Below are 12,343 nucleotides of genomic sequence, written 5' to 3'. Positions count from 1 at the left end.
CTATTCCCCTTTCAGGCGGAACGTTTCATACACACTCCACGATTCGTTATCGAGCTGGTAGAGCAGTTGAAAACGGTCTAACCGGTCGGTAAGATCGAACTTGGACATCCGCAGACTTTCATATATGTCGGAGAATTCATCGTCCGACAGACTCTGTGCAATAGTGATATGCGGTACGAAAGTATGTTCTCTTTCTCCTTCAAGAGCACCTTCATGCATTTCTTCACTCAGTCTGTGGAGATCTTCGTTAGGCTCTATCTTTAAATACAGCACGTTTGCTGCCGGCTTAAAGGAACCTACCTTCTTCACTTCTATATCGATCGGCCTCGTTTTTTTTGCAATCTCATCCAGCGCAGGGATAATGGTTCTCTCGATTTCTTCATCGTCCGATTCAAAAGGATATTTCAAAGTGATGTGAGGCGGTACGAGAGCATAATGAGAGTCGTACCTTTTTCTGTAAGAGTTTGCCTCATCCTGGACTTTTTTAGACGGAAAAATAGCTATACCATATTTCATCTTGCGTCCCTCCTGTTCATTTTCCGATTATAGTAACAAGTCCCCTTTTGAAGTCTTTCTGCCAGGACCCCCATGTGTGGTCCCCTCCTTCAATTTCGTGGAACGTGTAATCGAACGGTTTTCTTTCAAGGTATTTATTCAGTTCGCGGTTCGGATTGAGAAAATCCTTTACTTCGCCTTCTGTGGTAGTTACTTCTGTCTCTTTAGTACCAATCGTATGATAAATCGACAGCGGTGTGAAGTCGCTTGCTTTCTTAGCTTCTTCCAGTACCGTCTCATTCACGAACGGGCTCTGCATTATAATGTTGGAAAAAGTATAAGGATAACGGCATCCGATCATGAAAGCCAGAGAACCTGCGAGGGAATCACCGATCAGTGTACGACAGCTGGCCATACAATGACTCGGATACGTCTGATCCAGGAAAAGAACAACTTCGTTTACAATAAAATCTATATAATTCTGCTGTCTTTTCCCTTCCGGATGGTATTTATCCTGCCTGTCGAATTTATCTTCATAATGGATCCCCACAAAGATAGTCGGAGAAATCTGTTTGGACTCATGAAGTTCATCGCTCAGGGTAGCTGCCCTTCCCATCTGAAAATAATCGTCCCCATCCTGCATGATACAGAACTGATATTTGTACAGTTCGGAAAAATTCTCCGGTAAATATACTTTCAGTTTCATTTCTTCTTTTAAATACTCACTGTTTATCGTATGTTCTTCGAATGTGCCTTTCCTTTTCACATGAACACCCCTGCATCGTTTAATCATCCATAGATTTTACCCTTACGTTGAAGTTTCAAACATTTACTTTTATTTTATCATAGTTAAGCTTTCGAATCTTTATTTAAAAAACGTTTGACATATATAGAGTACACATAGTATATTATTACATGTCTTACTTACATATTCAAAACACGGGCCGTTAGTTCAGCGGGAGAACGCTTGGTCGACAACCAAGAGGTCGCTGGTTCGATCCCAGCACGGCCCACTACTGAAAGTCTTTTTCTTCCTTAGGGAGAGAAAGACTTTTTTTGTTGAGGAAAACCATTACGGAAGTATTTTTTTTTATCATATAAAGATTTCTCATGTACAATTATTATTATCTGCATAAGAAATCGATAGAGGTGAAATTATGTCACATACTGAAGAAAAATATTACATCGGCATCGGTGCTTCCGCAGGAGGCCTCGAATCTCTCGAACGCTTTTTCAAAACCATGCCCAACGATACAGGTCTCACTTTCATTATCATCCAGCATCTTTCCCCCGACTTCGAAAGCCACATGGATGACCTTTTACGCCGCTATACGAGTATGAATATCCATGTAGCCGAAGACATGATGGCGACGGAGCCGAACTCCGTCTACCTTATCCCGCCCCGTAAAAATCTCTCCATTTATCATGGCACTCTCCATTTAAGTGAACAAACCGAACGAAAACACCTGAATCTTCCGATAGACCTGTTTTTTAAATCACTGGCTGAAGACCAGGGTAGAAACAGCATCGGGGTCATACTCTCCGGTACCGGAAGCGATGGTACTCTCGGGGTTCGTGCCCTGAAAGATGCCGACGGAATGGTGATAGCGGAGGACGAGACTACTGCCAAATTTGACGGGATGCCACGAAGTGCGATTTCCACCGGTCTCATCGACTACATTCTCCCTCCGGATGACATGGCTGAAGAGATAATCAATTACGTTACTCATCCGGCAGACCCCGTTAACAGGTCTTTACAAACCTCCGACGGAAAAAGTATGTTGTCGCGGATAAACAGAATTATGAGAAGTCACTCAAAAATAGATTTCGATAACTATAAAGAGACGACGATGATCCGCAGGATTAACAGAAGAGTGAAGCTGAACCGGCTTCAAACACTTGAAGAATACGCGGAACATCTCTCTAATTCGGAAAAGGAAAGAAATATACTCCAACAGGAATTGTTTATAGGCGTCACCGGTTTCTTCCGGGATAAAGAGGCTTTTGACAGTCTTACCGAAAATGTCCTCCCCAAACTCGATTATAACAAGGAGGCTCTCCGGATCTGGTCCGCCGGGTGTTCCACCGGCGAAGAAGTTTATTCGCTTGCTATACTTCTATGTGAATACATGGAAAAAAACAATCTGCAGACCGGTCTGAAAATTTTCGCAACAGACATAGATGACAAAGCACTTGAAACCGCCGGTAACGGTGTCTACCCGGAGAGCCTGATGGCGGATGTCCCTCCTGAACTTGTAGCCAAATATTTTATAAAGGAAGAAGAAGGATACCGCATAGCTAATTCCATAAGAAAAATGGTCGTTTTTGCGAAACATAACCTTGTGAATGATCCTCCTTTTTCCCGGCTTGATCTTCTCGTATGCAGAAATTTGTTCATTTATCTTAAAAGTGAAACACAGCAGTATATTTTGAATAAATTTTATTACTCGTTATTAAAAAATGGATACTTATTCCTCGGTACCAGTGAAACTCTCGGAGATTTAACGAAGGCTTACCGGTCCATAGATAACAAATGGAAAATTTACAAACCTCGGGAGGATTACCGGCCCGACCATCCTTCGGGAATATCTCTGTACAGTGACAAAGGCCCGGAAATTGAGAAAAACACCCAGCCTGCAAAGTCTGTGGCCCAGAACGTAAATCTTGAAAATGTATTACAAAAAGCTGTATCCAGTATCTCTCCCCCTTCCATAATTATCGACGGTAACGATCAGATTATTCACGTTGTTAATGACATGTCGGATTATTTGCGACCTCAGCCGGGCAAGTTTTCAAATAATTTCAATACCAACATGTCCCGGGAACTTTCGTTATTTGTAAACAATATCCTTCGCAGACTGAAAGCAGAGCGTACTCACGTCCGGTTGAATAATATCATGAACGGAGCAGGAGAGGAGACTTCTCTCTCCCTGAGCGGCCACATCATCGAAATGAAGTATCAATTCTTCTACTTCATCAGTTTTATTGAAGCTACTGAGGTGAAAGTAAAAAATAGTGAGGAAGTGGATGTGTCGGATCAAATGAAAGAGCGGGTCCGATATCTGGAATCCGAACTCCAGCTTGCCAGAGAGGGTCTGCAGGCAACAGTGGAAGAACTGGAGACATCCAACGAAGAATTACAGACATCCAACGAAGAACTGACCGCTTCCAATGAAGAATTGCAAAGCACGAACGAAGAACTCCAATCCGTGAATGAAGAAATCTATACAGTCAATAACGAGTACCAGGAAAAAATCGAGGAACTGAAAAAAGCCAATAACGACCTGAACAACCTTTTGAATAATACAGAGATAGGAGCGCTCTATCTCGATGAAATGCTCTGTATAAGAAGAATCACCCCACTTATGAAGGAGGTTTCAAACGTACGTGATGAGGATATAGGCAGACCAATATCCCATATTTCGGTCATGTCCGAGTACCCCGAAGTTGTGGATGACGTGTACGAAGTGCTGGATTCTCTTATAAAGAAGGAAAAAGAGATAGAAGATAATAAAGGCAGGCACTGGTTCGTCCGCATCCGTCCTTACCGGACAGAATATAACTCCGTAAACGGAATTATCGTCACACTCGTAGAAATCACGAATTTGAAAAAGGAACGGTCAAAAGTGATGGAAACGAAGGAGAAATTTGAGCAGGTCCTTGAAATCAGCAATATGGGATGGTGGGAATTCAATGGCCGTGCCGATCATTTCGACGTCTCCCCTTCCTTTTTACAGAACTGCGGTTATGGAAAGGAAGATTTTCCTACGACGCTCAACGAAGTCAGCCGATATTTTAAGACAAATGATATAAAAGTAGCTTTTGAAAAAATGCTTTCGGGGAAGAAGAAGAGTATCAACCTGTTCGCTTCTTATCAGTGTGAAGATGGAAGTTTCATCCCTGTCCATTTTTTGGGGAGAGTCCTCGAGAAAGATCACGATGAAGACCCGCTCCGTATCGGCGGTACTATCATAGATATTTCCAACTACATGAAGCAAGGAGACTAAACTTATGGAACGTATGGAAGAAATAATCGAACAAATTCTTCAGGGGAACAATATTGAAGACTACAAAAACGAAACAAAAGAGGAAATTCTTTCTACACTGTCGGTCTACCATGAAGAACTCCGTTTTCAGAACGAAGAGTTGAAACGGACAAATCATGAGTTGGTACTGGTAAAAGAAAATTATGAATCTTTGTTTTATGAAGCCCCTATTTCTTACCTGACTGTAGATGGTTCCTTTTCCATTACGGACTGCAACAGGAAAGCTTCCTCTCTCTTTGAAAACGAGGATCTGACAGGTTCAAAACTGTTTGAGTGGATCAGCGAAGATAGCCAGGATGCTTTTTATTTCCATACGAAACAACTCGAACATCAGAAGGATATACAGCCGATAGATATTACTCTGGACATAAACGGAAAAGAAAAACATGTGCATATGGAAAGTAACGTGATTAATAAAGGTGAGTATAGAATCGCCTGTATCGATCAGACAGAAAACGTCAATTACCAGAAACACATTGAACACCTTTCCATCCATGATGAAATGACAGGACTGTACAATCGTCGTTACTTCGAGAAAAAAGTTCAGGAAATGGATACATCCCAAAATTTCCCACTTGGATTTATACTGGGAGATATCAACGGTTTGAAACTTATCAATGATGCCTTCGGTCACCCCGAAGGGGACAACGTTGTAAAAAAAGTTTCCGAAGCGCTTTCGGAAAACACCAGAACGAATGATGAAGTATTCCGCATCGGAGGGGATGAATTCGCTATTATTCTCCCGAACACGTCCGAAAAAGAAGTGAAGGAAATACGTGCCCAGTTAGTGAAATCCTGTGTAATTGAAGGCGATAATAAATTATACATCACTACTTCTTTCGGTTCCTCTGTCAAAAAAATGGCCTTCCAGTCCACCGAGGAAGTTCTTCAATATGCAGAGAACCGGATGTATAGAAATAAACTGTTCCAGCGAAACAGCCATCGGACCAGCTATATCAACAGTATGATGGCCAGTCTTTTCGAAAAAGTCCCGCGTGAAGAAGCCCACTCCCAGCGTGTGAGCAGCCTGGCCGAAAAATTGGGTCAGGCTCTGGATCTTGATGAAACGAGACTATTGAACCTGAAGACGGCAGGAATGCTCCATGATATAGGGAAAATCACCATTGATCACTCTATTCTCAACAAGGATACTCCGCTAACTGCGGAAGAGAATGAACTCGTGCAGCGACATCCGGAAATTGGGCACCGGATATTGAATGCTTCCGAAGAGTTCGCGGATTTATCAATGATCGTACTCACCCACCATGAACATTATGACGGCCGTGGATATCCTCTTAACCTGGAAGGGGAAGACATTAAGTTAGAGGCCCGCATTATCCATATCTGCGAGGCGTATGATGCGATGGTCAGTGACCACCCTTATCACCCTGCTATTTCTAAAGAGGAAGCATTACAGGAGCTTAAAAAGTATTCCGGCAAGGAGTTCGACCCCAAACTTGTGGAACTGTTTATTGAAATCATGTCCTGAAGCTGAAACTTCAGGACATTTTTTCTGAAGAGGAGATCCATCGCTCCGTGTTTTTATGACGATAAAACCGTACATAACAATCCGGTGATGTCAGTGCTGACAAACATTGATTCTGTGTCTTTTCTTCCACCTTTTTGTCACATTATTCACAGGACCGACATTTTTTCGTGACAATTCATTCAACATACATGAACAATTTGTGAACTGTTGTCATATTCGTTGCGAAAGTCTGTATAAAGCCCCTATGATGGAAACACGCATTAACAGCAGTTAATTCAGAAAGGAGTCTGAACATGAAGAAACAGTGGCTATTTTCCGGTTTGCTTTTGTCTTTTTTACTTTTCCTGAGCGGATGCGAACCGTTAACTGTCTTTGATCCCATGGGACCACAGGCAGCACTATTAAAAGATATCATATGGATATCTATATGGACTATGCTATTCGTTGTTGTCGTGGTCTTCGTTATCTTAATATATATCCTGGTTAAATATCGCTCGACAAAAACACCATCTGACTACAGACCACCGATAGTGAAAGGGAACATCTGGGTGGAGATAACCACAATTGGTATTCCGGTATTGATCATCGTATTCCTTTCCTTCGTCTCTGTACAAAGCACATATGAAGCAGAAAGCGTGCCGAAACAGTTCAAAGATGAGGAGCCTATGGTAATTTATGCTGCTTCCTCCAACTGGAAATGGCATTTCAGTTATCCGGAAGAAGATATTGAGACTGTAAACTATCTTTTCCTTCCTACTGACCGCCCTGTAGAGTTCCGCTTATATTCTTTCGATGCCATTTCGAGTTTTTGGATTCCTCAATTGGCCGGTCAAAAATACGCTATGACAGGAATGATTACAACTCTGAATCTTGCCGCTACGGAAGAAGGAGAAATGCAGGGACGTAATGCCAACTTCTCCGGTGAAGGGTTCGCTGAACAGACCTTCAACGTGAGTGCTGTCTCCCAGAAAGAGTTCGATGAATGGGTGAAAGAAGTAAAAAATACTGCGGAACCTTTGGATGAAAAAACATTCAATAAACTGCTCGAACCCGGACATCTGGGCCAGAAAACCTTCAGCAGTACTCATCTTGATTTCAGCCCTCCTCCTGAGGAGCACGGGGAGATGAGCGAGGAAGAAATGAAGAAAGAAATGGAGCAAGAGCAGTCGGACCATTAAAAGAGAGGAGTCTTATGGATGGAGTTTTTTAAACAATTTGCCGTACCTAACCCAACTCCCACCATTTATTTATCTATGGTCGCAATCGGTCTTACACTGATTGCGGTCCTTGCCGGTATCACCTATTTCAAAAAGTGGGGATACTTGTGGAGTGAGTGGTTGACGACGGTTGACCATAAAAGAATAGGAATCATGTATTTGATTTCTGCACTGCTTATGCTTTTCAGGGGCGGAGTCGACGCGCTGATGATGCGTGCCCAAACTTCCATGCCCGGTAACGAACTATTAAGCGCAGCCGAATATAACGAAATATTCACCACCCACGGCGTTGTCATGATTTTCTTCATGGCCATGGCTTTTATTACAGCTTTAATGAACTTCGTCGTTCCTTTGCAAATCGGAGCGCGCGACGTTGCTTTCCCGAGACTGAACGCCCTCAGTTTCTGGTTGTATTTCATGGGAGCGATGCTTTTCAACCTGTCGTTCGTCATCGGGGGATCACCGAGCTCCGGTTGGACATCGTACTTCCCGCTCGCCGGTAACGAACTTTCCCCACACATCGGGACCAACTATTACATGATCGCGTTACAGATTGCCGGACTGGGTACGTTGATTACCGGTATTAACTTCATCGTTACGATTTTCAAAATGCGTGCCCCGGGCATGAAACTGATGAAAATGCCGCTTTTCACCTGGTCGGCGCTTATTACCAACCTGTTAATAACGTTTGCTTTCCCGGTACTGACAGTAGCTTTGGCTATGGGTACCATGGACCGTCTGTTCGGAACCCATTTCTTCACAATGGATAACGGAGGAATGGCGATGCTGTGGGCCAACTTCTTCTGGGTATGGGGTCACCCCGAAGTTTACATTCTGGTGCTCCCGGCTTTCGGTATATACAGTGAAGTTATTTCTACGTTCTCCAAACGGAACCTGTACGGCTATACATCCATGGTCGTCGCTATTGTCGTTATTTCGACCCTTGCTTTCCTCGTTTGGGTACACCACTTCTTTACGATGGGGCAGGGTGCTCTCGTAAACAGTATTTTCTCCATCACTACAATGGCCATCGCTATACCTACGGGTATTAAAATATTCAACTGGCTGTTCACGATGTGGAAAGGGAAAATTCAATTTACGGTGCCTATGTTGTATTCTCTCGGATTTATTCCGATATTTACAATCGGAGGTGTTACCGGGGTCATGCTCGGTATCGCCAGTGCCGACTATCAGTATCACAATACGATGTTCCTTGTGGCACACTTCCACATCGTAATCATCCCAGGGGTTGTATTTGCAATGCTTGCCGGGATGACGTATTGGTGGCCGAAGATGTTCGGTTTCATGCTGAACGAGAAGATAGGAAAATGGGCATTCTGGAACATTGCAATCGGTACCTGTCTCGCCTTCTTCCCTATGTTCATCTCAGGGCTCGATGGCCAGGCGCGTCGTATGTATACGTATTCCGAGGTTGCCGGTTTCGGAATCTGGAACCTTCTGTCGTTCTTCGGCGCTCTCGGTCTTGCAATGGGCTTTATACTGATTGTATTTAACGTATATTACAGTGCCCGCTATGCGACCCGTGATATCGGAGACGATCCATGGGATGCACGTACCCTTGAATGGGCTACCCGTACACCGGTGCCGGAATACAACTTTGCGGTTACCCCGCAAGTCGATTCACGCGAACCATTCTGGGACTCGAAATATGAAGGGAAAACGCTTTTCAAAGAGGAAATAAAAGACATCCATATGCCTAATAACAGTGGACAGCCATTCATTATGGCAGCTTTCTTCTTTGTTGCAGGGTTTGGTCTCGTCTTCAGTCTGTGGCCGGTCGTCTACGTTGCCGCTGCCGGTATAGCCGTCCTTCTCTTCATACGTTCCTTTGAACAGGACGACGGCCGTCATATTCATGAACAGGAAATAAGAGATACCGAAAACGATAAGAGAGGTGAGACGCGATGAGTACAGAGCACTCTACACCAATGGAATACAGCACGGAAACTAACGCTTTGAACATTATCGGTTTCTGGGTCTTTATAGGGGCTGAAATCGCGTTATTCGCTACCCTTTTCGCCACCTATTTCATTATGGAAGGTCGCATCGCAGATGGACCTTCCGGTGGCCAGCTTTTCGTCATCTCTACCTTAATGATTCAGACGTTCGTCCTTCTGACCAGCAGTTTTACGATAGGTCTCGGGGTCAATGCTATGCGTCTCGGCCGAAAAGGTGCTACGCTGACATTCCTGGCAATTACTCTTGTATTAGGGGCCGGGTTCGTCGGAGTTGAGATTTATGAATTTTACGAGTACGTACACGAAGGCCTGTCTCTTCAGACAAGTGCTTTTTCCGCCGGGTTGTTCACTCTTCTCGGTACGCACGGAGCCCACGTCTCCTTCGGTCTCTTCTGGGGAGCCGGGATCATCGTACAAATCGTCAAGCACGGGTTTACGCCACGTACAGCCAACAAAACATTCATCTTTTCCCTGTACTGGCACTTTCTGGACGTCGTTTGGATTTTCATTTTCAGCTTCGTCTACCTGAAAGGAATGATGTAATATGAGAGAACTATTTCCGGCTAAACAGCTTACAGGTTTCGTCGCTTCTCTCGCTTTAACAGTGATTGCCCTGCTCGTCTATTTTCTGGATATGAGTTTTACAGTTGGCATGGTAGTTCTTCTGCTTACTGCTTTTACACAGGCAGGACTTCAGCTTGTGGTATTTATGCACGCGGGAGAATCACCTGATTCAGATTCCATTTATTTGAACACTTACTATGGTATTTTCATCGCCCTGGCCATCGTGTTCGGTTCATTACTGGCTATGGTCTGGGGATATTAATTAATCTGAACCACAGACAGACGAGTGGAAAATCACGTGGAATAAAGAAACAGGCAGAGACAAACTCTGCCTGTTTCTTTCATTTAAGCAATTTATACATATAGTATTCATTTATGTATTCCCCTTCTATTTTCAGGGAATTCACTTTTTCACCTTCTATTTTGAAGCCCATTTGCCTGTATAAATGAATAGCAGCAGCGTTGTGTGTAAGTACGGTCAGCTCAAGCCGGGTCACTCCCCGCTCTCTGGCCCAGCGAAAGCCTCTTCGCAGGAGCTGCTTACCTGTTCCTTTGCCTCTTTGACTTTCCTTTACTCCAAGAGCTATGTATGCACAATGACGGGCCCTTTCCAGTGCACTACCTCGAAGCATAATAAAGCCCGTGATTTCTTCATTCTCTTCACTTATAAACAAATCTGTCGAACGGTCTTCATTAACATTCCGGATCATTTCTTCCTGTTCCTTCACACTTATCTCTCTTTCCCCGGGTGCATACAGCATATTTCCCGATTCATCTAGTTCTTTACTTAATTCAAGAAATTCCAGGGCGTCCCCTGTCTCCAGTAATCTGCATTCCGTATCCATAGCTCTGCTCCTCCATTGATCTATTCCAATTTCCATAACAAAGCCCTAATTCCAAAAAAATTAGGGCATTCTTCATTTCATTTTATTGATTGAATCGCCGGTTTTCTTTTTTGTAACGGACCGTTAATTCTTCGGATAGTGACAGGAACAATCCCATCATAAAAATGAAGACTGAACCCATTACGAGACCAACTCCGATCATAGTCAACGTGCGGTCTCCAAGTCCCATTATACTTAACAAAAATGTCACAGTACCCATAATGAGAAGAGTTGCTCCGACGTATTGCACAGTGTTTAAAGTTTTAGAGTTCATTTCCATCACCTCTTACTACTATTATTACCCTTGTTCACAAATTTGTCAAACATTTTGTTAACGCTTTCATTGACATTTCCCGGGTAATATTAAATTAATATGGTCATGGAACTCGTATCGTGCCATCCTTTTATTTCAAAGAAAAAAACAGTCGGTAATCTTTTAAAAAGGAAGTAACCTCTCCATTTCTCATAAGTCCATTAGCAAAAGCTGTAACCGCCGTCCGGTATAACAGCCAGGCTGAAACATGCTGCGTTTCCACTCCATAAGTCCGGCACATGCCGGCTACCAATTCTTCATGCGACACTTCTCCGTGCTTCCGTATCCATTCCTTCATATACTCAGTTAATTTTTCGTAATAATCCAGGTTGGTCCGCACTGTCTTTTTAAAATCCTGTTCAAATACGCCATGGCCCGGTACGGCTCCAAGCACTTTAAGATCCAATAATTTGTGAAGAGAGGCTTCGTGGAACGAGCTGTCAGTAATGTAAGGTATTTTATGTTTATGAATGTACTCAGGACCGAAATAGCTGTCAGCGGCGAATAATATGTTATCTATTACCAGCCCGCCCTGGTTGTAACTGTGGCCGGGAAATGTAATCATTCGTGCTTCCACTTCCCCGATTTGCACTGTTCCTTCTTCAACTACCCGGTCAATTTTCACCGGAGGTCCTTCCAGAAATTTATTCCGCGTCTCAGGGAGAGGGTCATTACCGGAGGATAGATATAAAGGTTCAATTGTCGGATTCTCCATAATTGCTGCTTCAAATTTCGGAGCGATAGTGATCACCCCGTACTTCTTCCGTAAAAATGCCGCTCCCCCGTAATGGTCCGCGTGTGCATGAGTAAGAAAAAGGTGGGTAAGCGGGAACTCATTCTCTCTCAGGTATCGAACTGCTTTTTTTACAGTCGAGTCATCGATTCCCGTATCAATCAAAAGACCCGTATCGCCGCTTTGTACGTAGCCGATATTTACAACACCATCAAAATAATTTACATGTTCCGTCAGTTTCCTGAATTCCATATATCTTCTCCCCTTTCCAGCTATACTATACGGATTCGCTGAAAAAGGAACCTTTTCCTGTTACCCGTGAGTAAATTTTTTCCTGAGTATGAAGAGGTAAAGATGAGTTTCTGCTATGAGTTTTATGAACCGTCGAAGGCGCGTATAGCAACCCGCTGATCTGATGGTATTCCAGCCTGTCCTCTTCTCTCGTCTGCCTGCGTTCCTTCACTTTCTGATCAAGGACAATTTTCCAGGCTTTTTCTATTCCCCGCGGAGCTTGCTGTCGTTCCGTGATGCGCTGATGGTAATCCTGATACTGATACTGATAATGGTTAACAGGTAAGATATAGCCCATCATTCTCCCTCCTCTTTCTTATCTCTATACCCCC

The 12,343-nt window shown here is 43.6% G+C and carries 12 protein-coding genes and 1 tRNA gene; 7 read left to right on the top strand and 6 right to left on the bottom strand.

What is annotated here, in order from left to right; translation table 11 throughout:
* Both BW931_RS00875 and BW931_RS00870 read right to left on the bottom strand, forming a co-directional pair.
* On the bottom strand, positions 1-516 hold the full coding sequence (locus BW931_RS00875) for a YjcG family protein (protein ID WP_008590023.1): 516 nt from the start codon (positions 514-516) through the stop codon (positions 1-3).
* Positions 517-532: 16 nt separating this feature from the next.
* Positions 533-1,261, bottom strand: coding sequence for an alpha/beta hydrolase (locus BW931_RS00870; protein ID WP_008590025.1), 729 nt, complete (start codon positions 1,259-1,261; stop codon positions 533-535).
* A 175-nt stretch (positions 1,262-1,436) separates the two neighbouring features.
* On the opposite strand from BW931_RS00870, the gene BW931_RS00865 reads away from it, so the two are divergent.
* The 7 genes from BW931_RS00865 to qoxD all read left to right on the top strand — a co-directional run bounded on the left by BW931_RS00865 (position 1,437) and on the right by qoxD (position 10,052).
* Positions 1,437-1,508 (top strand) — tRNA-Val (locus tag BW931_RS00865).
* Between the two features lie 144 nt (positions 1,509-1,652).
* Positions 1,653-4,502: a CheR family methyltransferase gene (locus tag BW931_RS00860; protein WP_076569192.1), complete on the top strand. Its 2,850-nt coding sequence runs from the start codon at positions 1,653-1,655 to the stop codon at positions 4,500-4,502.
* Positions 4,503-4,506: 4 nt separating this feature from the next.
* Positions 4,507-6,030 carry an HD domain-containing phosphohydrolase gene (locus BW931_RS00855; protein ID WP_008590028.1) on the top strand — a complete coding sequence of 508 codons (1,524 nt, stop codon included), beginning with the start codon at positions 4,507-4,509 and terminating at the stop codon, positions 6,028-6,030.
* A 293-nt stretch (positions 6,031-6,323) separates the two neighbouring features.
* Positions 6,324-7,208 (top strand): cytochrome aa3 quinol oxidase subunit II, encoded by an 885-nt coding sequence (gene qoxA / locus BW931_RS00850; protein WP_076569190.1) that lies wholly within the window; start codon positions 6,324-6,326, stop codon positions 7,206-7,208.
* A gap of 18 nt (positions 7,209-7,226) precedes the next feature.
* Positions 7,227-9,176 (top strand): cytochrome aa3 quinol oxidase subunit I, encoded by a 1,950-nt coding sequence (gene qoxB / locus BW931_RS00845; RefSeq protein WP_076569188.1) that lies wholly within the window; start codon positions 7,227-7,229, stop codon positions 9,174-9,176.
* Complete coding sequence (gene qoxC, locus BW931_RS00840; RefSeq protein WP_008590035.1) at positions 9,173-9,769, top strand: cytochrome aa3 quinol oxidase subunit III; 597 nt, start codon at positions 9,173-9,175, stop codon at positions 9,767-9,769. The genes qoxB and qoxC overlap by 4 nt, the downstream gene beginning before the upstream one ends.
* Before the next feature lies 1 nt (position 9,770).
* Positions 9,771-10,052: a cytochrome aa3 quinol oxidase subunit IV gene (gene qoxD, locus BW931_RS00835; RefSeq protein WP_008590038.1), complete on the top strand. Its 282-nt coding sequence runs from the start codon at positions 9,771-9,773 to the stop codon at positions 10,050-10,052.
* 79 nt (positions 10,053-10,131) lie between these two features.
* On the opposite strand, the gene BW931_RS00830 is transcribed toward qoxD, so the two are convergent.
* From BW931_RS00830 to BW931_RS00815, 4 genes are all read right to left on the bottom strand, one after another.
* Complete coding sequence (locus BW931_RS00830; RefSeq protein WP_008590040.1) at positions 10,132-10,635, bottom strand: GNAT family N-acetyltransferase; 504 nt, start codon at positions 10,633-10,635, stop codon at positions 10,132-10,134.
* A gap of 82 nt (positions 10,636-10,717) precedes the next feature.
* Entirely contained in the window at positions 10,718-10,948 is a 231-nt protein-coding gene (locus BW931_RS00825) for a hypothetical protein (RefSeq protein WP_008590042.1), read from the bottom strand.
* A gap of 130 nt (positions 10,949-11,078) precedes the next feature.
* Complete coding sequence (locus BW931_RS00820) at positions 11,079-11,972, bottom strand: MBL fold metallo-hydrolase (protein ID WP_076569186.1); 894 nt, start codon at positions 11,970-11,972, stop codon at positions 11,079-11,081.
* Positions 11,973-11,997: 25 nt separating this feature from the next.
* Positions 11,998-12,309, bottom strand: a complete 312-nt coding sequence (locus BW931_RS00815; protein ID WP_076569184.1) for a hypothetical protein — start codon at positions 12,307-12,309, stop codon at positions 11,998-12,000.
* Positions 12,310-12,343: the final 34 nt, after the last annotated feature.

It is taken from the genome of Salimicrobium salexigens, from assembly GCF_900156705.1.
Classification (GTDB): Bacteria; Bacillota; Bacilli; order Bacillales; family Halobacillaceae; genus Salimicrobium; species Salimicrobium album.
Note: the sequence above shows the minus strand (reverse complement) of the source record. Positions and strands in the feature narration are given on the sequence as shown.